We start from the raw sequence: 25,867 nt of genomic DNA on the forward strand, positions 1-25,867 counted from the left end.
TACATCCTCCGTTTTCTAATTACCACCATACCTTCTCTATTTTGGTATATTACAGAAAAAAGTATACAAAAAAAGAAAGTGAATTACTCCACTTCCTTCTCTTTCTTATGACGAAAAACTAATGCACTACGGTTATACTCCACATCTTTCACTTGTAATCGGGCATTTATTACTCGAGCTATCGCAAACAAATAATCAGATAATCTATTTACATACTTTAAGACAACTTCATTTATTTTCACTTCTTTTTGCAATGATACTATAGAGCGTTCTGCTCTCCTTACAACAGTACGTGCAATATGAATAGTAGCCGCCGCCTCGCTACCACCTGGCAAAATAAAGCGTTCTAATGGCGGGGCTTCTTCTATATATAAATCAATCTTTCTTTCTAAACTTTCAACCATCTCAATTGTCACTTTATAAGGAATTTTTTGTTCCACTATTGCCAAGTCTCCTCCGCAATCAAATAGTTCATGTTGAATATTTTCGAGCTCATTGTAAATATCTCTAAAAGCCCCGCCTTGAACCTTAGTCATTGCATATCCAATATGAGAATTTGCCTCGTCTATTGTTCCATACGCTTCCACACGGATATCATCTTTATCAACCCTGCCACCTATTACACTTGTCGTTCCTTTATCTCCTGTTTTTGTATATAATTTCATTTCTTCACAGCACCCTCTCTTGTTATTCTTGATTCGACCAAGATAGAAAAAAGTTCTACCATTCTTTATTTAATTGAGTTTACAAAAAAATAAAAAACAGCAGAACTTTATTCATTATCAACTTTAAAAAAGCATATCTAAATTATACGATTCGGTAAATATACAGAGAATGTAGTTCCTTCTCCAACAACACTTGATACAGAAATTTTACCGTCATGGCCTTGAACAATATTTTTCGCAATTGCAAGCCCGAGTCCTGTTCCACCCTTTTTCCCACGTGTTCTTGCTTTATCAGCTTTATAGAAACGATCAAATAAAAATGGAATATCCTCTTCTGGAATGCCTACACCCGAATCTTGTACTTCAAAAATGAGGCCATTATTTTTCGTATCAATTACAAGCGTTACATGTCCACCCGCATTCGTATGACGAATTGCGTTATCAATCAAGTTCGTCAACACTTGTTCCATCCGATCTGCATCAAACGCATATTCTTCAATCTGATTCCGGAAATCAACTGTTAGTTCAACTTCTTTATCCTTTGCAATCCCTTGGAATTTACGACCAATTTTTTCCACAAACGGATGTATGTCCACTTCACCAATATGTAACTCTACGTGACCGCTTTCCATACGAGCTAAATCTAACAATTCATTTACAAGTTTACCTAAACGAACGGATTCATCATAAATGATTTGAACAAACTCATCTATTTCCTCTTTCGTTTGCACAATATCATCTAAAATCGCTTCACTATACCCTTGCAGCATGACCATCGGTGTACGAAGTTCATGTGATACATTCGCAATAAAGTCTTGACGCATTTTCTCAAGACGACGTTCTTCCGTCATATCTCGCAGTACCGCTACAGCCCCACGAATTTTCGTTTGATTGTAAAGTGGTGTCATAAGAACTACATAGTTCCCTTTTTGTAAATTAATTTCAACAACTTGTTGTTGCTCGCTTTCTACAACGAGATGGAATAGTTCCACAAGTTCAGAAGGTAATTTTTTACTTAACTCTATCTCTTTTTCTTCTTGCCAAACTTGTAAGAAATGTTCAGCCGGTGGATTAATAACTACGACTTCACCTTCTTGATTTAACGTAATAACTCCATCTGCCATACTACTCAAAATACTAGCTAACTGTTCTTTTTCTTGCTGCAAAGCATTCATATTAAACTTCAACTGTTTACCCATTTGATTTAAGGCCGTTGCCAGCTCACCAATTTCGTCCTGAGATACCATAGGAGCCTTTGCATCAAATTTCCCACGTGACACTTCAAAAGCAACCTCACGCATTTTACGAAGCGGTGCTGTAATCCGAGTAGATAAGAAGAACGCAAAGAAAGTTGTTAATATAATCGCAATCCCAGCGGCTAAGAAAATGAAATCAGTCGTTCTCTCCATATCTTTTATTGGCACTTGTAAAGATTCATATACGAACACTGCGCTTTGATTTTTTGATTGCACTGGTTTCCCAACGATCACAATATCATTTTCAGTGCTTTTATTCTTTCTACTATCAGAAGCTTTTCTAATGTTGTTCTTAATTTCTTTTTTGTCCGTAAAAACAGCGGCTAATTCTTTATCTTCTTTTAAATTATCCATTGTAAGGGTGACTAACCCTTCTTGTTTCGGTGAAGAAGAGATTTCCTTGCCATCTTCTACAATAATAATCCTTGAAAGTGGATCAGAGAATTTGTACGCGATGTTCTCAATCGTTTTTACATCGGCACCTTCTTCAATTAATTCCGTAACACTTGTTGCGACTTTTTGAAGTCTATTTTCACTCATATCAACATAATACGTTCTAAAAAATTGTGAAAGTAAAATCGCAACAAATCCAAGAACAAACGAAACGAGAAGTAATATGGTCATCCATAACTTCCCTACTACACTTCTCCAAAGCATCAGTCGTTCACAACCTCAAATTTGTAACCTACACCCCAAACAGTAACAATCATTTTCGCTGCATCTGGTGATTTTTTGCTTAACTTCTCACGTAAACGCTTTACATGTGTATCAACTGTACGTAAATCTCCGAAGAATTCATATTGCCATACTTCTTTTAACAGCTGCTCACGATCGAATACTTTATCAGGAGCTTTCGCTAAAAATAATAGTAACTCATATTCTTTCGGCGTTAAGTTTACTTCATTGCCATCTGCAGTAACACGGTGTGCATCGTTATCAATTGTTAAGTGAGGGAATACAGTAACATCTTTTGTCGTTGTATCTTGTGTAAAGAATGTTGTTGGTACAGCACGACGTAATACCGCTTTCACACGTAGCACGACCTCACGTGGACTAAACGGCTTTACAATATAATCATCTGTTCCAACTTCAAATCCTTGTACTCTATTTACTTCTTCACCTTTTGCTGTCAGCATAATAATTGGTGTCGCTTTCTTCTCACGAACCCCTTTACATACTTCAATGCCATCTTTACCAGGCATCATAAGATCTAATAAGATTAAATCGTAATCATTTTGCAACGCCATTTCTAAAGCTGTATCACCATTATCTGCTTCTTCAATCGTATATTGTTCTCTTTCTAAGTACATTTTCAATAAACGACGAATACGATCCTCATCATCTACAATTAAAATTCTTGATTCATTTTCCATCTCTACCCGCTGCGTACTCTCACCTCAGCGGTTCACACCTACCCTTCTTTAACTATTATGTTGCGCTATTCTCGTTTATTTAAGCAATCTTCTAAATGTTTCACTTCCCATATTATGCTTCACAAGAATAATAAATTTTGTTCAATTTTTTTCCAAAACTATGTATTTTTTTTGAACTGTATATAATGTCCTCGACATCATTTTACAAAATCAACCGCTACTTTGTCATGTTTTTCTCAAAAAAGAAGAAAAGTTGACAAAAATAAAATAGGAAAGTGACATGCACTCTCCTATTTTATTTCTCTATGCATATGAATGTAAACCGGCAATAATTAAGTTTACTACAATAAAGTTAAACATAATGATTGCAAAACCAATTACTGCAAGCCAAGCTGATTTCTCTCCATGCCACCCTTTAGATAATCGTAAATGTAGTACTGCAGCATAAAAGAGCCACGTTATAAGTGCCCAAACCTCTTTCGGATCCCAGCCCCAAAAGCGCGTCCACGCTATTTGAGCCCAAATCATCGCAAAAATTAATGCACCTAATGTGAAAACTGGGAATCCAATTGCAATAGATCGATATCCGATTTCATCTAGTAAATCACTATTCGTATTCTTTACTAACGGCTGAAGTGCCGCCGATACTCGCTTCCGTAAAACGAGTCTTAATACAATATACAGTAATGTTCCAACTAACACTGACCAAATAACAGTATTTAATTTTTTTGCATTTACAATTGCTGGAACTTCAACTGCCGGTTCTAATTTATTTTCTGTCAGTAACTTCCCTTCATGCGGTCCAACTAAAGCCGGAAGATTGTACTTCATTTCCAGTTGTTGTTCATTTTTATCAATCCATTGAAACTTCGCTTCATATTTCATACTAGAAAATACCGTTGTTACTCCAATAAATCCAACTGTACAAACAAGTGTAAATACTACCGTCTCTAGCCAAAATGTACGTTTACTTCTCGTCGATTGATCTACATTTTTCAATAAATACATAACGCCTGTAATAAAACTAATCGCTAAAATGGCTTGTCCTGCTGCTGCCGTCGTCACGTGAATATGTAACCAATTACTTTTTAAAGATGGAATAAGCGGAGATATTTCCCTCGGAAACATACTTGCATAGGCAATTAATAAAAGCGCAACTGGTAATGCAAATAGTCCGATTATGCTTACACGGTACATAAAATACATGACAATAAATGCTCCTACAAGCATCATGCCGAAAAATGTACCGAATTCAAAAAAGTTACTAACTGGCGCATGCCCTGATGCAATCCACCTTGTAACAAAATATACTGTTTGTGCTATAAACCCTAAAATTGTAATCGTTATTCCTACATTTGCCCATTTATGACCCTTTTCTTTAATGGCTCCTCCAAAAAATAGAGTCGCAATTAAATATAAAATAAATGCGGTAAAGAGAAAGTTACTACTTATTTGCACCATATCGTTTCCCCACCTTAACTAATTTTTTTATCAATTACTTTATCATTTGGCTGTGGAATTGCTGTACCTTCTATTACTCTTTCAATATCTTTCTTTAAACCGAACCAATTTTTATTTGTATGCCCTGCAATCCACCATTCATCATTAACACGTTGTATCCAAATACGGCGATGATTCCAATACATACCTTGAATGACACCAACCATAAATATAAATCCTCCAATGCCGAGAATCCAAAGCGTTAAATCTTTTCTTACAGTAAGTGCTGTTGCATTTTGCATTTCAACACCTGCAAACGACATTTTATATTTGTTGTTTCCATCTGGTTCTATATTTTGCTGAATACCAACAAAACTCACTTCGCCATCTGGTGTTTCAGGTGTAAACATTTTAAATACAAATGCAGGATTGTTTGGTAATTTCGTTTTCGTATTTGGTTTTCCATTCTCATCAAAATAAAAATCAGGAAAATAGCTTAATAGTTCTAGAGAATAGCCAGTTCCTAAATCATATTTTTCCTTAGGATTCGTTAAATCTACTTTAATCGGTCCCCACTTTTGATTATTTTCTTTATTTTGTAAGTTAAAGGACATACTTTTAAATTCACTTTCTTTATAATCCACTTGATACACTGCAAATTGATCAAATTTCAGTGGTTCATTCACTCGAATTTCCGCTTCTTTTACTTTTTCTAATTTCGGTTTTTGTCCTGCTATATTTTCTCCTACTGCTTTATATAATACGGCATTCGTTTGGAAGTTTTTCGCAATCATTTTATCGCCTACACGATCAATCGCTTCATCAAAAACTTCCTTGTCCTTACTTTTATCATAAACTTCTTTTATAAATTTCTCGTTTTTTAAGTAGTATTGTCCATCCGTCCCTGGTATCTCTTTCGTTTCACCGTCACGTAACCAAAGTGCTTCGTCTACGTACATACTCGGTAAAAAACGAAGCATCGCACCGAATAAAAAGATAATAAGACCGATATGATTTACATATGGACCCCAACGCGAGAAGCGTCCCTTTTCTGCTAAAACGTTTCCGTCTTCCACTTTCACGTTATAGTTTCTTTTCTTTAAATTCTTTTGCACTCTTTCCAGGTCACCTTCTTGCGGTGTACCAGTCCCATATAATCTCTGTCTCTTTAAAAAGCTAGGATGTCTTTTTACGCCTTGCTTTTTTAAAGCTTTATAAAGTGGAATAACACGGTCTAAACTACATATCACAAGTGAAATACCGATAGAAGCAATCAAAATCATATACCACCATGAACCGTATAAATTATTAAACCCTAATTGATAGTATAATTGTCCTAAAAATCCGTATTCTTGTTTATAATATTCAGCTGGTGCAATCCCTGGAGTTATGTACATTTCTTGCGGAAAAATAGTTCCTATCGCTGATGCAGCTAAAGTTATTACGATTAGCCATACACCCACTTTTACAGAAGAGAAAAAGCTCCAAATTTTATCGATTATCGTTTTTGTCTGCGTGAGAGATCTCCGTGCACTCCCCTCATAGCGCATATCCAATAGTTTTGTATTTTCATTGCTTTCAAATGGTTTCCCGCAAGCTTCACAAAAAACGGTTCCTATCGGATTAACATGTCCACATTCACATTTAATTTCTTTCAACACTCTCACCGCCCCTGTATCTATATGTACTATTGTATATTCTAACCTCAAGTTACCGCAATACTCAGAATTTTTAAACCAGAGGCACTATAGACACGCACCCCTTATGTAAAGGCTTTCTTTATTACGGAGTAATTTTCTTTAAATACCCTTCTAACTGTTCTTTCGTTTGTTCACCTATAATTTGCTCCACTACTTTTCCATCTTTATCAATCAAAAAGCTTGTCGGTAATGGACCTACTCCATATGTTCCTATAATCTTTTGTCCTTTATCAATGGCAACTGGGAATTTCAAACCATACTGGTTCACAAAGTTCTTTACTGCAATATCCGTTTCATCTGCATCTAACGCTATGATTTCAACACCTTTTTCTTTATACTTTGGATATAATTCATTCATATAAGGCATTTCTTTTTCACAAGGTTTACACCACGTGCCCCAAAAGTTTAAAAATACACCTTTTCCCTTTAAATCTTTTAGTTCAATTTTCTTCCCTTCTAAATCCGTCACAACAAAGTTAGGTGCTTCTTTTCCGATTTGCATTTTCTCTTTATTAGCAAAGAATCCTTGATAAAGGGTAAATCCTACAGCACCACATAAAATGAGTAGAATAATAACGCGAAATAATAAGCGATTTTTCTTCATATTACTTCTCCTCTCCTCGATAAATGTTATGTATTATCTTCTGTAAATGTTGTATTGAATAAATCACCAGCAGAGCACTCCACTGGTGAATTTTTAACTCTATAGCTTATCTTGGCTTTGTAGAAGCAAGCGCGCGTAATTGTTTCACCTCATGTGGTGTCAATTCTCTCGCATCACCAGGTCGCAGGCTTCCTACTTCTAAGAAAGCATAACGTTCACGTTTTAATTTCACTACTTTACAGTCTAACGCTTCAAACATACGACGTACTTGACGATTACGTCCTTCATGAATTGTTAATTGTACAATAGCCATTTCTTTACGCTTGTCCCAAGAAATAATTTTCACACGTGCTGGTGCTGTTTTACCGTCTTCTAACGTAACACCGCGTTCTAACATGCGAATTTTCTCACCTGTTAATGGCCCTTTTATTTTTGCAACATATGTTTTTTCAACTTTATATCTAGGATGCATTAATACGTTTGCGAAGTCCCCATCGTTTGTCATTAATAATACGCCAGACGTATCATAATCTAAGCGTCCGATTGGGAATAAACGTTGTGTAATTTCCGGGAAAAAGTCCGTTACAACACTTCTTCCTTTATCGTCTGATACACTTGAAATTACGCCAGTTGGTTTATATAGTAAAAAATAAACAGGTTCTTCTTTTTCAAGAGGGATGTTATTTACTTCTACTTTATCTTGAGGAGTTACTTTTGTCCCTAACTCCTTCACTATTTTTCCATTAACTTTCACTTTTCCTTGCTGAATTAATTCCTCAGCCTTTCTTCTCGATGCAATACCTGCTTGCGCAATCACTTTTTGTAATCGTTCCATTTCTTTTTTTCACCTCGAATTTATCTTACCTTACATTAGAAAGACTTGGCAACCGCATACGCTTTACGGCTATTCGCTTCATCTTACTTAAACAACATAGCGATGATAATAAACATATAAAGGTCAAATCATGTTTTTACCCTTTATTATTGTCCATATTTTTCATATTTCTCACAATAAAAGTTCATCATTTTGTCAAAAATACCACATAAAAAAACCACTATTAAGCTACACCTTAATAGTGGTCGTATACGTATTATAAGCGAAATAGCGTAAAAAATGAATAGTATTACTGAAACAATAAAGAAACGAACACAATTGAGCATATAATCCCGATTAAATCTGCAAAAAGTCCTACTTTTAGTGCATCCCCCATTCTTCTGATCCCAACCGCTCCAAAATATACAGTTAAAATATAGAAAGTCGTATCTGTACTCCCTTGCATCGTAGAAGCCAATCTCCCAATAAACGAATCTGGCCCATATGTGGCAATTAAATCGGTCGTAATACTTAAACCAGCAGAGCCTGAAATAGGGCGTATAAGTGCTAGTGGAACAATTTCTGCTGGAACATGGATCAAATCTAACATTGGCTTCATTACCGATATCATTGCGTCTAATGCACCTGAAGACCGGAATATAGAAATAGACACAAGCATTCCAACCATAAACGGTAAGATGGAAATTGCAATTTGAATCCCTTCTTTTCCTCCCTCAACGAACGATTCATACGTCGGTACTTTCTTTACTGTGCCATATAAAAGGATAAAACCAATTACACAAGGAATTACCCATAAGGAAATTGTATTTACAATACTCATTTTTTCCGCCCCTTTCTACTCCTTCTTCGGTAAAAATAGCGGTCAATCCAAATTGCTCCAATCATAGAAAGTACTTGTGCAATAAATGTTACCCCAACAATTTCAGTAGGATTCGCTGATTCATACGTCATTCGAATGGAAATGACTGTCGTAGGAATTAATGTAATGGCTGATGTATTTAATGCTAGAAACGTCACCATAGAACGGCTCGCCGAATCCTTTCCTCCATTTAACTCTTTCAGTTGTTCCATCGCTTTAATACCAAGAGGGGTTGCTGCATTACCTAGACCAAAAAAGTTTGCCATCATATTTGATAGAATAAATCCCATAGACGGATGATCCTTTGGTATTTCTGGAAACAACCTTTTTACTATCGGCATAAAAAGTGTAACTAATTTTTTTAACAATCCGGCTTCCTCTGCAATTTTCATTAAACCGAGCCAAAATACTAAAACACTAATAAGTCCTATACAAATCGTTACCGCATCTTTTGCTCCGTCAAATACAGCTTTATTCACTTCTTCCATCGTTCCATTTATCATGGCGTATACAATCCCAATGACAGCCATCGCTACCCATACGAGATTAACCATCGTTCCCAACACCTATCATGTAAGAAAAAATTTCTTTCACATTATTCCAGTAAAGTCCCGTTGTAGCTACTAACTTCCGTTTACTATAAAATAAATTCCGTTCTCCAACTTTCTCATTACCAACATAAATGTCTGTCTTCCCAACCTTTACTCCATCCGTAAGTTTTATACTTTTATGGAGTTCAACTTTTAATACTACGTTCTTTTTTTCTTCTTCAGTTAACGGTACCGAAAAACTATTTTTCGTATAAACATGGTTGGCATACTTCTTTTCATTTATTTCAGCAATTGCTCCTTGTCCTAAAACTTTCGTTTGTTTGAAACGTTCAAAACCTTTATCAAACAAATTCATATGATCATCCCAATCACTAGAGGCACTCAAAGTTACGACAATTAAATCTAGTCCATCTTTTGATGCCGTTGTCACAAGCGTTCGCCCAGCTTTCTTCGTAAAGCCTGTTTTTCCTCCTGTTGCAAATTCATAATAAGACGTTACCAGCTTATGTTTATTTTTCCACGGGTAATCCCAAGAATCTGATTTATATGTTTTGGTTCCAAAGATTTTCTTAAATGTCTCGTTTCCCATTGCATATTTCGTTAATAATGCCATATCGTAAGCCGACGAATAATGTGATCCATCTCCATCTAAGCCATGAGGGTTTGAGAAGTGCGTATCTTTCATTCCAATTTCTTTCGCTTTTTGATTCATTAAATATACGAATCCATCTATACTCCCACCCACACTTTCAGCAATTACTTGCGCTGCGTCATTACCAGATCTAAGCATGAGTCCGTATACTAAATCTTCTAACTTCACTTTTTGTCCAGGCTTTAAATAGATTGCCGATCCTTCCACCCTCACCGCTTCATTACTAACTGATACCATTTCTTTCATCTTCCCTGATTCAGCAGCTAATAAGGCGGTCATAATTTTTGTTATACTAGCAATTTTTTGAGGCTCATGTTCTGCTTTTCCGTATAATACACGACCAGACTGTTGCTCCATTAATACAGCATTTCGAGCACTGACATTGCTGTTCATCTTTGCATATGTAGGAATCGGCATAACGCTTGCATACATCATAAGAAGCGTAATGATTACACAAATTCGTCTCATATTTCCCCCCACGTCCTTTTGGCACTTTTTGTACAAGTGTATGCTTGGCCTTTTAAAATATGAACGAAATCTTCCTTCTACTTCCATTAAAAAAGACGCAGAGAATTTGCGTCTAATATGGTGTCCATTCAATTTGTTTCGCAGTTTCAAACCTTTTTTCTACATCAGGCCAATTTACAACATTCCACCAGTTTTTAATATATTCATCTTTTCGATTTTGGTATTGTAAATAATACGCATGTTCCCAGACATCTAGTACAAGGAGCGGTATCGTATCCCATTGTGTAAATAATTGATGAAGTGTACTTTGCAAAATTTCTAACCTTCCAGACCGGGGTACCCAAACGAGAATTGCCCAGCCTGAACCTTCTACTTTAGAGGCCGCTTCTGTAAAATGTTTTTGGAAACGTAAAAAGCTCCCAAAATCTTGTTCAATTTGTTGTGAAAAAGCTCCTCTTGGACTTCCACCACCGTCTTTTTTCATGTTATTCCAAAATATCGTGTGTAAGTAATGACCTGACCCATGAAAAGCCGCTTCCCTTTCCCAATGCTTAATTAAATCAAATTTATTTGTTTTTCTCGCTTCTTCCATCATCTTCTCTGCTTTATTTAACCCTTCCACGTAACTCCGATGATGTTTATCATGATGTAACATCATAATTTCTTTAGAAATATACGGTTCTAATGCATTATACGGATAAGGTAATGGCGGGAGTGTATGTCCTCCAATCGGGACAGCTCGTTCACTATCCCCTCTTTCATATAATTCATATTCCTCTTCTTCTTGCATAAATACTTCCTGCAAGTGATGCTGAATATGTTCTACATCATCGCTTATTTCATACATAAACTCTGCATCTGTTTCATACTCATGCTCTTTCATACGCTCTAATAACGTCTGAATTTTATAGGCAAGCATATGGACATCATACACTTCCATTGCGCGGCTATCTAATACGTGAAGAACACTTTCACACCAATTTTCTACTTCATGAAAGTAATCTGTAAATACACCTTGCTGATTCATGTTGCACCTCCCTAATGCTATCCACTTAACTATATTCAATGAAAATCCCTTATATAACTGTACAAAAGGAAAAGAAGCTAAGTAACCTTAGCTTCTTTTCCTCAATCAATATTTGTGTAACATCTTTGTCTGATAATCCGTCTCATAATATTCTAGTTCTTCACGCATCAATTGAAATTTACCTTCTAAACTCTTCATCACTTGCTCCAAAGATGCAGGTGGTGTTTGTTGAAAAACGATAGAATTTTTCCCTGTATATGCAGACCGACTATTTTCATACCAATGATCACTCTTTGGTGAAAAAAACTCTGCAATTACTTGATGGTAAATCTTATATAAAATTTTTTCAGCTGCTGTTTTTCGAAATGGCTGGCTATTCAACAAAACAAAACATGCATCCTGTCCTTCTTCGCAAAAAACGAGAAGTCGTCTCATTGATGCTAATACCCCTTTATAATATTGCTCATTCCCTGCTGGTGTTTCCTCTAATAAAGAAGGTAACGTATGATAATTTACATAATTAGTTATCAAATTAATAGCATCTTCTAAAAATATAGAAACTTGTTCTGTTTGATTTTCAACCATCAAATTAGACATTTTTCTCTCTCCTTTGCCATTTCACGCTATTTCTACTCTTTTATTTTTATGTAATTCAGCCAATATTTCTTGTACTTTCGACACCGTTCCCTCATCAAAATATTGTTGAAATTCTTCCATATTATTTAAATACAAACGTTTTTGCGCACGAAGCTCCTTATCTTTCACTAAACAACATATCGCTACAATATCACGCAAATATATGTTTTGTTCTTCTACTTTATACACTGGATTTCCTTCAAAAGGAGTAATTTCTTGTAAAACTTCTTCAAAATATCGAACGTATAAAACCGAAAAAGTTTTCTCTTTACCATTTAATATATATGTCACTTCAGATCTGTTAAAAAAATCTTCTGATGTATTAGGTTTCGCTTTTTCTAACTCATATCCTACGTAACCTTTTATAATCATATACTCCCCTCCCCCTCTTTCATCTTATTCTAACTTAATTTTCTGATAAACAAAATATTCTTTTAAATATACCTATATAAAAAATAGCTCGCCTATACAGGAATTTACCTTTTTATTTTTCTTGAAGTTTGTCATAATAATATTATTGTCTCAGTTTTCTTATACAAGGAGAGTTGTATTTATGTCGTTTTCATGGAAACGTTTCTTACAAATCGGGAAAATTGTCTTCCCATTTGTTGTATTAACAATTGTATTCTTTCAAGCAAAAAAAGAATTAGCGGGCATTTCTTTTTTAGAAGCGATTGATACAATTAAAAACATTCCAACTGGAGGAGTCTTTTTAGCAATTACACTTGGTGCATTCGCTGTATCAACAATGTTCTTTTATGACTATGTTATGCTTCGTTACTTAAAAGCTGATATCCCTGTCCAAAAGATTTTCCGTATCTCGTGGATTGCTAATACTTTAAATGGATTTATCGGGTTTGGTGGTCTTGTTGGAGCCGGCGTACGCACAATGCTTTATCGTCCATATATAAAAGAAAATGGAAAACTTATTAAAAGTATCGCTTGGATGACAACTGCCTTTATTAATGGATTAGCCATTCTTTCATTTCTTGGTCTCATCGGAATATTAGACACGAGATTTATTTTGCATGAAAAACCATGGCTATGGCCTGTTCTTATCTTCTTCGCTCTTTTCGTCCCTATATATATCGGATTTTCTAAATTAAAAAATAGAAAAGCGACGCAAACAGAGGAACAAGAAGAAGAGGAGAAAAACCCAACTGTTTTATACTCATTAGTTTCATTAGTCGAATGGGTATCTGCTGGTATTGTTATGTACGTCATATTACTATTATTTGGCATTGAAATCGAATTCCAAAAGTTTTTAGGCGTATATGTTATTGCTGCTTTAGCTGGTGTCGTTAGTCTTGTTCCTGGTGGCCTTGGATCATTTGATCTTGTCTTCTTAACTGGGCTTGGGCAATACGGCATCGATACAGGTGTTTTACTCCCTGCTATGTTATTATATCGTCTCGTCTATTACATCTTGCCCTTCTGCCTTGGTCTCATTTTTGCAGCTTTTGAAATGACAGGAGTAGCCATTAAAAAGTTTGAAGATAAACCTTTTATTGCGCCTGCATTAGAGACAACTGGTGTTATATGGACTTTGCAGCGTGACTTTCTAGGAAAGTTAGGTTCTTGGGCATCTGCTGCTTTAACAGTATTTGCTGGCTTAATGGTTATTTTATCAACCATTCTACCGACAAGTATAAATCGGGCACACGCCTTACATATTCTAGCTCCAAAACATCTTATTCAATTTTCTTTTAGCTTATCGCTAACATTCGGTATTCTCCTCCTCATTCTTTCGCGGGGGATATATTACGGAACAAAACGTTCTTATTATATGACGATTGTTTCTTTAATTGGAGCGGCTATTTTTAACACACTAAAAGGAATTGATGTTGAAGAAACTTTTATTTTATTAATCGTACTCGCTGTATTGTATATGCTTCGTAAAAGGTTTGTACGTGAGAAAATGGAAGTCTCACTTTCCGATATCGTAAAAGTTTTTATATTCCTACTTGTAACGTTATATTTATATAAAAACTTAGGTATTTTATTTGCAGGTGCAAAAGAAGCTTTCAAACCTGATTTTGTCGTTCGTAATATTACACAAGTGAAACGAAGTGCATTAGCAGCTGCCTTTTTTGTTCCTACTTTTTTACTAATTGGTTCACTCATTGCAAATCGTTATCGAAATGAATTTCCCGGGCAACCAGCTAATGATAAACGATTACAAAACTTCTTAGATGAACATGGTGGAAATGTACTTAGTCATTTAGGTTTTTTAGGAGATAAACAGTTCTTTTTCAGTAGTGATGGAAAAGCACTCATTCTCTTCTCAATAACTGGAAAACGACTTATTGTACTAGGTGATCCAATTGGGGACCCTTCCTCCTATCGTACTGTATTGCAAGAGTTTTTAGCTGAGGCTGATCGATTTGGATACATTTGTGTATTCTATCAAATTGAAAGTAAATGGATGAGTTTATACCACGATTTTGGTTATAACTTCTTTAAGCTTGGTGAAGAAGCTGTTGTTGATTTAAATACCTTTACAATAACAGGAAAGAAACGCGCTGGCATGCGAGCTACTTTCAACCGTTTTGAAAGAGAAGGCTATACATTCTCTATTCATGAGCCACCTTTCTCCGACGAATTATATGAAGAGTTAAGAAAAGTTTCAGATGCATGGCTTGGTGGAAAAAAAGAGAAAGGTTTTTCACTCGGATACTTCGATCGTGAATATATTAGTCGCGCTCCTATCGCAACATTATCTGATGCGGATGGAAAAATTATTGCATTCACAACATTCATGCCTGTATATCAAAACGGATCATTATCTGTCGATTTAATGCGATATTATCCAGATGCGCCTAGCGGCATTATGGACGCAATTTTCATCCACTTATTCCAGTGGGCAAAAGAAAATGAATACCACTCCTTTAATATCGGTATGGCACCACTTTCAAATGTTGGTTTATCCACACAGTCTTTCTGGTCTGAACGAGTGGCTGCTGCAATCTTTAATAACGTTCGTTATACGTATAGTTTCAGCGGATTACGACATTTTAAAGAAAAATATAAACCAGCATGGAGCGGTAAATATTTAGCATTTAGGAAGAATCATTCTTTACCAATTACAATGCTCTCTGTAACAAAATTAATAGGAAAAAGAAAAAACAGCTAAATTCTTAGCTGTTTTTTCTTTTTTGAACTTGTACAATAAATTCTTTTTCATACTTCTTACCATTTATATAGAAATTCCCCCACATTTTATACGTGCCCTCGGCAGGAAATGTAATTCGGTATTGTAATTGTTCATCTGTATCTACAGGCATAGCGTATAAAAAATTCTCCTTCGTTTCATCCACTATATAGAGTGACTCTACTTCTCCTCTCTCTGAATGCAATTTCAATTTTTCACCCTTTTTCGCTTGAAACTGAAATGTTAACGTAACTGGTTCATTCGGATGTAATGCACCAAATAAAAGAGAAACTTCATACTCTCCTATTTTTTTTGTAAGTACACTGTCGATTGGAAATTTCACTTTTTTCTTATTGTTCTCCTCTTTCGTTCTACCAAAATTCTTCCTAGCGAATGACTCTACGGACTTATTTTTGTCTTCGTATAAAAATATTGTATATTCTTCGTCTTTCGCTATTTTGGAAGATAACTTATATGACCCGTTCCCTGCAAATGTGGGTTTAATTTGTTGTATGTTTTTTAACTGTCCATCTACAATCACTGCCCGCATTTGATCATTTACACCACGAATTTCATTATTCTTGTTGTTTAACAACTGAAATACAATATCTACTTTCTCATTTCCCTTTCCATTCGAAACATCCCACTTTACTTCCTGAACATCTCCTACAGTCTCTTCGTTTTCTTGATATTTTTTTATGTAAAATCCTCCTGCCACAATAAGTACTAACGCAATAAGCCCAATGACAAGATTTTTCAAAACATCACCTACCATTTTTATTGTCTCTATTCATACAAAACTTCTTAAGATATATATTCTAGATTATGATTTATGAAATCCTCCTATTTTGCACATATTACAAATAATAAAAAGATTTTAATTGAAAGGATTCGTAGTGTATAATGCAAATGATATTGATTTCTATCAATACATTATAAGGAGGACTTTTTTATGAGTGTACATATCGAAGCAAAACAAGGTGAAATCGCTGAATCTATTCTATTACCTGGTGATCCATTACGTGCAAAATATATCGCTGAAACATTTCTAGAGGACGTTACTTGCTATAATAATGTGCGTGGTATGTTAGGTTTCACTGGAACTTATAAAGGAAAACGTGTATCTGTTCAAGGTACAGGTATGGGTGTTCCTTCTATTTCTATTTATGTAAACGAATTAATCCAAAGCTACGGAGTTAAAAATTTAATTCGCGTTGGAACTTGCGGTGCAATTCAAAAAGATGTAAAAGTTCGTGATGTTATTATCGCAATGACGGCTTGTACTGATTCTAATATGAACCGTTTAACATTCCCAGGATTTGATTTTGCACCAGCTGCAAACTTTGACCTTTTAAAGAAAGCTTATGATGCTGGAACTGAAAAAGGATTACACGTTCGTGTCGGTAACGTTTTAACAGCAGATGTGTTTTATCGTGAAAGCATGGACATGGTTAAAAAACTTGGAGATTACGGTGTATTAGCAGTAGAAATGGAAACAACTGCTCTTTACACATTAGCAGCGAAATACGGTGTAAATGCATTATCAGTATTAACAGTTAGCGATCACATCTTCACTGGCGAAGAAACAACATCTGAAGAGCGTCAAACTACATTTAACGAAATGATTGAAATCGCTTTAGATGCAGCAATTCAACAATAGTACACTAAAGAACTTGTCATACGTCTGGCGAGTTCTTTTTATGTGACTTTTTATAAATAACTACTTTATAAAGAGACAGATTTCTCCCCTCTACTTTCTTGTAACGTTTGTTATAATAAAGTGAAACTTTAATCAGTGGGGGTTTTTTCCATCCCCCACTGATTATTAGTTGAACCAATCGGATTTTACGGGCAATTGATCTCCCACTTAACTCCCTTGTATTCGCCGAATTTTGAAGTGGGAGTCTTATTGCCCGTTAAAGCGGGATAAAGAAATCATTTACAGTATTTCTCATAAGAGGTGACGCAGTGAAAAACAGAAGTATCGTCTTTAAACTATTTTTATTAACATCCACTTTATTTACAATCATATTCCTACTTTTTTTCCTAGGACAATCTCTATTTTTAGAGAAATTTTATATTAATAAGAAAGTAAAAACAGTCCAAACTGCTTTTGAAAAATTCGTAGATAATTATGATAAAAGTGATAAAAGTTATGAGAAGGTTAGAAAACTAAAACAAGAATTTCATGATAAAACAAATGCCGATATGCAGTTTTTAGATTCTAACGGTATTATTAAAAGTGATAACAATTACTATATCGATGTATTTAATCCCAACAATAATAAACAGTATTCCATTCCACTCAATAATCTTTTAACACCAGAAGAATATAATAAATTCGAAAATTTAGGTTTAAAAAAAGATGTAATAATCAATGTTGATGGAGTCGTGCAAGAGAATAATATAATCACACCACAAAAATTAGGAACGAATTATAATCAATGGCAAAACGAACATTTCTATTCGGATTTTCAATCAATTAATGGAAATCCTTCTAAGAATAGACTTGCGAGCCGATACAAATCTACAACTCGAATCGTCTTTACAGGTGTTATAACTAAGTTACAGCTCCCATCCAAAGCTGAGGTTCGCCTTGCAAATGATATTGAAACATTACAAGCCGTTCAATATTTTGCTGATATGATTAGAGAGGGCACTTCTAACTCGAACCAATTAAGTACTTTCATATTAGATGGCGGAGAAAATATAAAAAATAGTATCTTTGTAAAACCGATTATAGAAAATGGAAGGATTACAGAATATGCTTTTGCGATAGCATCTTTGCAGCCTGTTAATGAAGCGATGCTCGTTTTAAAAGATTATTATGTCTATGCCTTAATCATCGTGTTTCTCGTAATTATTTTGTTATCCTTCTACTACTCAAAAATTATTGTAAAGCCATTAATTAAAATAAATCGTGTTACAAAAAAAATGGCTAATTTTGATTTCAGCGAGAAATTACCTGTTACAGCTGACGATGAAATTGGCGGGCTTTCTGGCAGTATCAATACATTATCTGTAAATTTAAAAGATCGAATCGATCGATTAAATGTTGCTAATACAAAGTTACAACAAGATATTGAACGTGAACGTCAATTAGAAAAAACAAGAAAAGAATTCATTTCTGGCGTATCACACGAATTAAAAACACCGCTAAGTGTAATTAGAAGTTTTGCAGAAGGAATTAAAGATGGTGTTAGTAAGGATACTTCGTATTATACTGATGTTATTTTAGAAGAAACAGAAAATATGAACAGGCTGATTGTTGAAATGTTAGAATTAGCAAAGTTGGAATCTGGTACTTACAAACTAGATATGACGACGTTCTCAATCGGTGAATTAACGCAACAAGTCTACACAAAATTATTATTTAGCATGGAAGAAAAACATTTACAAGTGAACATCGATGCAGACCCTTCTATACTTGTTACAGCAAATCGCAGTCGCATTGAACAAGTAGTTGTGAACTTACTAAGTAATGCAATCCGTTATACGCCAGAGGGAGAAAAAATACAAGTCTCCATTATAGAAGCAGAAGATACCGTAAAAGTCGAAATCGAGAATACAGGAAACCCTATCCCTGAAGAAAGCCTTGAAAAAATTTGGGATCGCTTCTATCGTCTAGATGCATCACGTAGCCGTCACACCGGAGGTACCGGTCTCGGATTATCTATTGTAAAAAACATTTTAGACCTTCATCATGCCGAGTATGGTGTGTATAATACGACTAACAGTGTTGTATTCTATTTCAATTTACAAAAAGTAAAAGAAGTCAAATAATTTGTCTTAATTTCACTAGGAGTTCACATGAAATTCACACTCTCCCTTTATAGTAAGAAACAAGTTAATCCTTTCCTTTACACATATAAAAGAGGAGAGTGCGTGAAATGAAACAAGCAGGACAACCTATTCAAAATGAAAAACAATTAGAAACTATCAAAAATATACTTTTACAATCTTCGAAACGTGATGGCTTATTATTCGTATTAGCTGTAAATTCTGGCTTAAAAGTAAGTGAAATCTTACAATTAAAAGTTAGTGATGTAATCGATGAAAATGAAAATGTTCGCCATTCCATTTTATTTTACAATGAAAAAGTGAAGAAACATAAATGGTTTGCTGTAAATGAAGACTTACAGCACGCAATCGAAGACTACATGAAAGAACGTAAAACTTGGAAACGTAATGAACCATTGTTAAAATCTCAAAAAGGAACAAAATCTATTACGAGACAACATGCATGGTACATTTTAAACAAAGCCGCAAAAGAAGTTGGATTAGAAGGGATTAGCTCACATACACTTCGAAAAACTTGGGGTTATTGTGCATACAAATCAGGTGTTGATATTGCGTTTTTACAACACTTCTTTGATCACAGTACTCCATCAAAAACTTTAAAGTATATCGGTATTGCTTAATAACTCTTATACATAAAAAAGGTTACCATTTTAAAATTTGGTAACCTTTTTTATATTTCATATTCTCTTTTCTTGTCTCTCCTATACTGTAGTGGTACTCTAATAATAAGGGGGAGAAATTATGAACACACTTACAATTGAATTACCAAAAGAAACGGCTGAAAAACTTGATTTATTAAAACAAGCTTATGAAAAGAAAACAGGTGCTTCTATCTCTGAGAGCACTCTCGTTCAAACACTTATCTCAAAAGAATTTATCCAAGCGATAACTCCTTTTGATTTACAACAATTCGTCAATGGAAAAGAACAGCATTAATCGCTGTTCTTTTTTTATCTCTATTTAAAATACACAAAGTTTTTTATATATTTTTAGAAAAACCATTGACAATGATAATGATAACCATTATCATTTATTGTGAAGCCAACAATTGATGAATCAACCAAACGCTCAGTAACATTGTTACCCCTCTTTTTCATATAGAAAGGCACTGTACATTCCCCCTGTTTGTACAGTGCCTTTCTTGTTTATTATCATTCAAAAAAATTTAATTGCTCCGGCTTCGGCTCACCATATGTAATGTTCATCATTTTCATAAGCTGTTTCGCATTATCTGCTGCATCCCCACCTGAATTGTTGTTAAACAGTACGTATATATCCTTTGTTTTCTTTTTTAATTGCTCTAGTCGTTCAACCCATTCTTCCAGTTCTTTATTGTTGTAGCGATATAAACAGCGAACCGCTCTCCAATTTTCCCCTTTATCAAGCCAACCATGAACATTTCGACCGTGAAAACGTATTAATGCCATGTCTGAATTCGTAACCTCTAACACGAGTGGCACAGAACCTATCCCAGCCTGTGGTTCATCACAAATTGTATGAATCCATTTCTCCTGTTCTAGAAACTGTAACGTCTTATCTCTCATTTCTGGATAAAACCATGTTTGATTTCGAAATTCTATTGCACATGGTAAACCTTCCATTTTTTCTTTCGTATATCGAAGAAAATCTACATTTTTCTTTTTGCAATCAAACCATGGTGGATATTGAAATAAAATTGTTTTTAATTTATCAGCTTCTATTAAAGGAAGAATAGACTGTTTATACACATCAAACATCTCATCGAACGTAGAAAAAGGAATTTCACCTTTCATATGTCCTGTCATTCCTTGATACGCTTTTACGACAAAGGAAAAATCTTTCGGCGTTTCCATTGCCCATTTTATATAATTTCGTGCAGGTTGCATCGCGTAAAATGAACTATCCACTTCCACAATAGGAAAATACTCGCTATATGTTCGTAATTTATTTCTATTCTCATAGGGATTTATGTATAAAGAATCATGATCTCCCCATCCTGTCACTCCAATAAACAGCACATATACCCCTCCCTTTTAACTTCATCTTCAATTCACTTTCCAAACACTTTGCATCATGTAGCCTTTTCTTTAAGAGTATCCTTATAAAAATATGATATACTATATGGAAGAATTTTTAAAATGAGGGGTTATTTATTTATGCTTCCAAACGATGCTACTGTATCTCATGAAAAACGAATTGAAGAACTAGAAAATAAAGTACGTTTTTATGAAGAACTTGTGAATCAATTACCACATCATTTCACATACAAAAATCCACATATTGGTTTACGAATAAAGAAAACTAGAACGACTCATTCCATTCAAGAAATACCAAAAGAGAATAAAGAGGCTCATTTTCAACTTACTTGTGATTCATTATTTTTATTTAAACAACTTGAAAAACACTTTGTACATATTTTTGATGCCTTTTCACATCATGTAACCTTTATCGATAGTAAAGGGAATATTACTTTATGTAATCAAGTTGCTGCAGATGATTTCGGTATAATACGAAATGATATTATCGGAAAACCGATTCAACAATTACTAAACTTGCCGGAAGAAAAAATTAAAGCAATTGAAACATTAAAAACGGGAACAGAAATATATAATGAAGAAGTTTTAGACAAAAACTATGGCATTATAAATAACCGAATTATTCGCGATTATAACGGGGAGATTTTTAGAGTTATTAGTGTCTTTCATTATTTAAATACAGAACGTGATGCAGAGAAGTTTTCGTTAGCAGGGCGAATCGCAGCTGGAATTGCACACGAAGTACGAAATCCCCTTACAACAGTACGAGGATACTTACAATTTTTACAAGAAAGCGTTTCTCCATCAAATAAAGAGTTATTTAAAAACTTGCTTATCCCTGAATTAGATCGTGCAAATAATATTATTACAAAATTTTTAGCCATTTCAAAAACACGGGAATTTACAAGAGAACCGTTTCCCATCAATACATTTTTACGTGACTATATTCAACAGTTACTAGCTAGTGAAGTTTCCTTGCATAATATTTCAATTGATTATAACTTCTCTAATGAATTAGATGATATTTTAGTCAATATTGATCGACATGAACTTGTTCAAGTGTTTTTAAATCTATTTCAAAATGCCGTCGATGCTCAAGGCGACAAACCTCTTTCTATTCAAATTACTAGTTATCGCCTTAATAACTTCATTCGGATTACTTTCACAGATAATGGAATTGGTATTCCTCCAGCTATTCAAGAATATATCTTTGATCCATTCTTCTCAACGAAGGATTCGGGAACAGGACTAGGCTTGTCAGTAACAAAAAAAATCATCCAAAATCATAACGGCACATTAAAAATGACTAGTAATGAAGATGGTACAACTTTCACTATTTCAATTCCAATCTTACCTAAAACAACCCTTGAAAAATTAAATCAATGTAAATAAAGGACTATCCACGAACTACATGCCAATTGTTAAACACTCCCAACAATTAGCATGTAGTTTTTTATGTTGCACTTTTCTTTTTTACATTATATAAACCTTTCTCTATATCTTACTTATTTCTTTCTAGGTGGGCCAATTTCTTATTTTTTTAGAAATGGTAGTTTGTCCATCACGAATTTAGTATAAATTTCATTTTAATATATAGTAATGACTAATGATTCTATGAAAGAAAAGAATGAAAAGATGAACAATAAAAATAAAGGAAAAGTATTTTATGGTAATGATTGTTGCAAATTAAAAGCATGTAGCCATATTAACATCCCTAAGTCAGAACTTACAGAAAGACTTCTTCAAGCTCTTGGTCAAGCTATTCTAGTTCAATATAGATCTGGTTGCCTAGGCGGAGGAACTACGGGGGCTACTGGTGCTCAAGGGCCTCAAGGACCTGCGGGCGATACAACTGCGACACTATCTGTCTTCCGAATTTACTAACCACAATTTCCGATAATATTTTGGTAGGACTAAGCACATTTATAATTAATAGATGTGATTTTGATTGTCTATTAAATCTCTCTTTTAATAAAAAGGAGCACTTGTTTGGGAGGATAAGTGCTCCTTCTTTACGTTTCTTTACCTCAAATTTACTCTATCTTAATCCTCATTTTGTATGATAAATAGTGAAGTCAAAGATATGAAAGAGGGATGAAAATGAGAGTTATGTCACTAATACGCATTTGGATTGCTCTTATGGTATGCATTATTTTATGTGTAGGATTTTTTTTAACTCTAAAATATTCCACTATTTCAAAAGCAGATAGAAAAACTGTTCCATACAAAATTTTGTATACGAAACAAAGCAACATCCCTTATTCCAATGCAACAAAAAATGAAAAGAAAGTTATAACGGGAATGCTTATTACGAAAGCTTCTAGTTCCGAAGCGTTACTTCAAATTGCTGAAACGATTAAAGATCAGTATACAAATAAAAAAATCGATGAAATTACACTTTCTATCCACAATGAAAATAATGGTAATTACGAAGAAGAATTACCTTACGAACCTATTAGTAAAGGAAAAATAATTGTCACATACGATTCCCAATCCTTTGGCAGTACGAACATTATACTTAACGAGTAATAACTAGTAAGGAGAAGGGATAATTTCAATCGTTTAAAGTTTCATTTTGTTTTTCATACAAAAAAGAGGCGAATTTCATTATTCGCCTCTTTCTTTTACCAAAATGAAGGAATCCATTCTTTCACTTTATCAATCCACTCTTGTTGCTCTTTTTTTCTTTGTTGTTCCTCTTCTTTCCTTCTCTTCTCTTCTTCTTTTCTTCGTTTTTCCTCTTCTATTGTAGTCAATTGTTTTTTATAATCAGCCTCAGATATGAGCGATAACTGAAATGCTTTTTGAGCTGGATTTGCGTTCGCTTTTTTCATAATATCCCGGAACATTGTCGTCGTAATTTGACTACCACCCGGAACATAATGATCGCTATCTGTTTTATCATATCCTACCCAAATCGCACCTACCAAATCTGGTGTGTATCCAACAAACCATGAATCCTTTGCGCCGGTGCTTGGGCCATTTACAATTTGAGTAGTTCCTGTCTTACCGGCCGTATCAACATTATTAACTTTCGCCTTTTCGCCCGTTCCCTTTTCGACAACGCCTTTTAATAAATATGTCATCTTTTGAGAAATTTTCTCGCTTGTCACTCGTGTCTCTTTCTTATACCACTTTCCAATCGTTTCACCTTCCGCATTTTGTATCTCTCTAATCGCATGAGCTTCCACTTGAACACCATCATTTGCAAATGTACTATACGCTTGAGCCATTACAAATGGGGATGTTCCTACATGCATACCGCCTAAAGCGATTGGATACGTACGATCTTCTGGCACTAATGGAATACCAAATCGCTCTAAAGATTTCAATCCTTTATCTAATCCAATCTGTTCCAATAGCCAAACAGCCGAAACATTGTACGACTTTGCCACAGCTTCATACATTGTCACATCACCGTGAAAAGTATGATCGCTATTTTGTGGTTTATATTCTTTAATATTAAATGGTTCATCTTTCAATATATCGTATACTTCATACCCTTGCTCTAACGCGGGTACATATACAGCTAAAGGCTTTAACGTTGAGCCAGGTTGTCTTTTTAATTGGGTTGCATGATTAAACTGTAAAAACTGATACGGTCCTCTCCCTCCAACTAAAGCTGGTACACCACCTGTTTTTGGATTCATAAGAACTACACCCGTTTGCATCAGTTGGTCTGAGCCATTATCTTTGAAATAACTATCATTATTCACAACGTCTTCTACAGCCTGTTGTTTTTTCGGGTCAAGCTCTGTATAAATACGATAACCACCCGCTAAAATTTCATTTTGTGTCAATTCGTACTTGTCCATTGCTTCTCTAACAATATAGTCTACATATTGAGAATATTTTCCCTTGTATTTATCATCCACACCACGTTTTAATACAAGACCGCTCTCTTTTTCTTTATTATACTGTTCGTCAGAAATATACCCTTGCTCTTTCATTAAGCTTAATACGACATTACGTCTTTCAATTGACTTGTTAAAGTTTTTATAAGGTGAATATGCAGATGGTGCTTTAATCAAGCCTGCAATCGTTGCAGCTTCTGAAATTGTTAAATCTTTTACATCTTTATCAAAATAAGATTTTGCTGCCCTTTTTATACCCCAAGCACCTTCCCCAAAATAAATTTGATTCATATACATTTCAATAATTTCATCTTTTGTATAAGTACGTTCTATTTTTTTTGTTAAAAAGTATTCCTTTATTTTACGAGAAAATGTACGATCTTGTGTCAGAAATACATTCTTCGCAAGCTGCTGTGTAATTGTACTTCCCCCAGCTACAACTTCTCCTGCTGTAATATTTTTAAAAACCGCACTTATAATTCCACTATAATAAATACCATGATGGTTAAAAAATTCCTTATCTTCTACTGCAACAATTGCCTGAACCATAATATCAGGAATATCTTTTCTTTTAACGCCTTCTGTTTTCGAAGAAGCTAATTTAGTTGCGACCTCATTATTTGCATCATAAATTAAAGTCGGTTGTGGAACAGCTTGTTTTAGTTCAGATATGTCTTGAATGGAAATTATTATATTTACAGCAATAAATAGAGTAACGAATACACTTCCCAATACAATTAATGAATTACGAAGTTTCTTCCTCTTATTGAACCACTCAAGCATTTTTTTAAAATGAGTGTTCTTCAATTTCATTCGTTCACTTCCTTCATTTATTTACACTCTTCTTTTTAAAAGGAAGAATATACCGCCTTTTAAATTTATTATAATAACGTAGTCATTCCTATAGTGTAAAGCTTTTCTTTTACATTCATACTTTTTGCAAGAAAAGGACATTCTACAAGTAAGATATTCACTATTGG

Annotated in this window: 24 protein-coding genes; 8 read left to right on the plus strand and 16 right to left on the minus strand. The window is 34.5% G+C overall.

All coding sequences use genetic code 11. From position 1 onward, the window contains the following. Positions 1–83 precede the first annotated feature (83 nt). The 13 genes from QO049_RS07700 to QO049_RS07760 all read right to left on the minus strand — a co-directional run bounded on the left by QO049_RS07700 (position 84) and on the right by QO049_RS07760 (position 12,438). Positions 84–665, minus strand: a complete 582-nt coding sequence (locus QO049_RS07700) for a cob(I)yrinic acid a,c-diamide adenosyltransferase (RefSeq protein WP_167320132.1) — start codon at positions 663–665, stop codon at positions 84–86. 137 nt (positions 666–802) lie between these two features. After that, on the minus strand, positions 803–2,578 hold the full coding sequence (resE, locus tag QO049_RS07705) for a sensor histidine kinase ResE (RefSeq protein WP_000964697.1): 1,776 nt from the start codon (positions 2,576–2,578) through the stop codon (positions 803–805). Then, positions 2,578–3,294, minus strand: a complete 717-nt coding sequence (resD, locus tag QO049_RS07710) for a DNA-binding response regulator ResD (RefSeq protein ID WP_000426861.1) — start codon at positions 3,292–3,294, stop codon at positions 2,578–2,580. Before resD ends, resE begins: the two co-directional genes overlap by 1 nt. Before the next feature lie 303 nt (positions 3,295–3,597). Then, entirely contained in the window at positions 3,598–4,755 is a 1,158-nt protein-coding gene (resC, locus tag QO049_RS07715) for a cytochrome c biogenesis protein ResC (protein WP_000250081.1), read from the minus strand. Positions 4,756–4,769: 14 nt separating this feature from the next. Continuing rightward, on the minus strand, positions 4,770–6,395 hold the full coding sequence (gene resB / locus QO049_RS07720; protein ID WP_000910547.1) for a cytochrome c biogenesis protein ResB: 1,626 nt from the start codon (positions 6,393–6,395) through the stop codon (positions 4,770–4,772). A gap of 121 nt (positions 6,396–6,516) precedes the next feature. Further along, positions 6,517–7,038 (minus strand): thiol-disulfide oxidoreductase ResA, encoded by a 522-nt coding sequence (gene resA / locus QO049_RS07725; protein ID WP_000742194.1) that lies wholly within the window; start codon positions 7,036–7,038, stop codon positions 6,517–6,519. A 106-nt stretch (positions 7,039–7,144) separates the two neighbouring features. Next, positions 7,145–7,873, minus strand: a complete 729-nt coding sequence (gene rluB, locus QO049_RS07730) for a 23S rRNA pseudouridine(2605) synthase RluB (protein ID WP_000440556.1) — start codon at positions 7,871–7,873, stop codon at positions 7,145–7,147. Positions 7,874–8,162: 289 nt separating this feature from the next. Then, the gene (spmB, locus tag QO049_RS07735; protein ID WP_246962419.1) at positions 8,163–8,693 is read right to left on the minus strand and encodes a spore maturation protein; all 531 of its coding nucleotides are present in this window, start codon (positions 8,691–8,693) and stop codon (positions 8,163–8,165) included. Continuing rightward, entirely contained in the window at positions 8,690–9,286 is a 597-nt protein-coding gene (gene spmA / locus QO049_RS07740) for a spore maturation protein SpmA (RefSeq protein WP_000247811.1), read from the minus strand. Before spmA ends, spmB begins: the two co-directional genes overlap by 4 nt. Continuing rightward, positions 9,279–10,403 carry a D-alanyl-D-alanine carboxypeptidase family protein gene (locus QO049_RS07745; protein WP_001252636.1) on the minus strand — a complete coding sequence of 375 codons (1,125 nt, stop codon included), beginning with the start codon at positions 10,401–10,403 and terminating at the stop codon, positions 9,279–9,281. Before QO049_RS07745 ends, spmA begins: the two co-directional genes overlap by 8 nt. A gap of 112 nt (positions 10,404–10,515) precedes the next feature. After that, positions 10,516–11,430, minus strand: coding sequence for a superoxide dismutase (locus tag QO049_RS07750; protein WP_001075739.1), 915 nt, complete (start codon positions 11,428–11,430; stop codon positions 10,516–10,518). 105 nt (positions 11,431–11,535) lie between these two features. Beyond that, a complete protein-coding gene (locus QO049_RS07755; RefSeq protein WP_000067556.1) occupies positions 11,536–12,027 on the minus strand; it encodes a YpuI family protein in 492 nt (163 codons plus the stop codon). 21 nt (positions 12,028–12,048) lie between these two features. Beyond that, positions 12,049–12,438 (minus strand): hypothetical protein, encoded by a 390-nt coding sequence (locus QO049_RS07760; protein ID WP_000584363.1) that lies wholly within the window; start codon positions 12,436–12,438, stop codon positions 12,049–12,051. Positions 12,439–12,619: 181 nt separating this feature from the next. On the opposite strand from QO049_RS07760, the gene mprF reads away from it, so the two are divergent. Next, positions 12,620–15,199: a bifunctional lysylphosphatidylglycerol flippase/synthetase MprF gene (gene mprF / locus QO049_RS07765; protein WP_000010892.1), complete on the plus strand. Its 2,580-nt coding sequence runs from the start codon at positions 12,620–12,622 to the stop codon at positions 15,197–15,199. 4 nt (positions 15,200–15,203) lie between these two features. Here the strand turns inward: mprF and QO049_RS07770 are convergent, their stop codons facing one another. Then, entirely contained in the window at positions 15,204–15,992 is a 789-nt protein-coding gene (locus tag QO049_RS07770; RefSeq protein WP_000232610.1) for a hypothetical protein, read from the minus strand. 177 nt (positions 15,993–16,169) lie between these two features. Here QO049_RS07770 and deoD point away from each other — a divergent pair, with 177 nt between their 5' ends. From deoD to QO049_RS07790, 4 genes are all read left to right on the plus strand, one after another. After that, positions 16,170–16,877, plus strand: a complete 708-nt coding sequence (deoD, locus tag QO049_RS07775; protein WP_000110707.1) for a purine-nucleoside phosphorylase — start codon at positions 16,170–16,172, stop codon at positions 16,875–16,877. Positions 16,878–17,185: 308 nt separating this feature from the next. Continuing rightward, a complete protein-coding gene (locus QO049_RS07780; protein WP_167320131.1) occupies positions 17,186–19,000 on the plus strand; it encodes a sensor histidine kinase in 1,815 nt (604 codons plus the stop codon). Between the two features lie 107 nt (positions 19,001–19,107). Next, a complete protein-coding gene (locus QO049_RS07785) occupies positions 19,108–19,638 on the plus strand; it encodes a tyrosine-type recombinase/integrase (protein WP_000806236.1) in 531 nt (176 codons plus the stop codon). Between the two features lie 121 nt (positions 19,639–19,759). Then, on the plus strand, positions 19,760–19,954 hold the full coding sequence (locus tag QO049_RS07790; RefSeq protein ID WP_001094860.1) for a DUF3924 domain-containing protein: 195 nt from the start codon (positions 19,760–19,762) through the stop codon (positions 19,952–19,954). A gap of 215 nt (positions 19,955–20,169) precedes the next feature. Here QO049_RS07790 and QO049_RS07795 read toward each other — a convergent pair whose 3' ends face one another. Next, positions 20,170–21,015, minus strand: a complete 846-nt coding sequence (locus QO049_RS07795) for a DUF72 domain-containing protein (RefSeq protein ID WP_000897354.1) — start codon at positions 21,013–21,015, stop codon at positions 20,170–20,172. Between the two features lie 138 nt (positions 21,016–21,153). On the opposite strand from QO049_RS07795, the gene QO049_RS07800 reads away from it, so the two are divergent. The 3 genes from QO049_RS07800 to QO049_RS07810 all read left to right on the plus strand — a co-directional run bounded on the left by QO049_RS07800 (position 21,154) and on the right by QO049_RS07810 (position 23,562). Then, positions 21,154–22,425: an ATP-binding protein gene (locus QO049_RS07800; RefSeq protein WP_167320130.1), complete on the plus strand. Its 1,272-nt coding sequence runs from the start codon at positions 21,154–21,156 to the stop codon at positions 22,423–22,425. A 222-nt stretch (positions 22,426–22,647) separates the two neighbouring features. After that, positions 22,648–22,917, plus strand: a complete 270-nt coding sequence (locus QO049_RS07805) for a hypothetical protein (RefSeq protein WP_167320150.1) — start codon at positions 22,648–22,650, stop codon at positions 22,915–22,917. Positions 22,918–23,133: 216 nt separating this feature from the next. Next, positions 23,134–23,562 (plus strand): hypothetical protein, encoded by a 429-nt coding sequence (locus QO049_RS07810; protein ID WP_088065939.1) that lies wholly within the window; start codon positions 23,134–23,136, stop codon positions 23,560–23,562. Between the two features lie 95 nt (positions 23,563–23,657). On the opposite strand, the gene QO049_RS07815 is transcribed toward QO049_RS07810, so the two are convergent. Continuing rightward, the gene (locus tag QO049_RS07815; protein ID WP_000769232.1) at positions 23,658–25,700 is read right to left on the minus strand and encodes a transglycosylase domain-containing protein; all 2,043 of its coding nucleotides are present in this window, start codon (positions 25,698–25,700) and stop codon (positions 23,658–23,660) included. Between the last annotated feature and the right edge of the window lie 167 nt (positions 25,701–25,867).

Origin of the sequence: Bacillus sp. RB3 (assembly GCF_030164735.1) — a bacterium.
In the GTDB taxonomy this organism is placed as follows: Bacteria; Bacillota; Bacilli; order Bacillales; family Bacillaceae_G; genus Bacillus_A; species Bacillus_A cereus.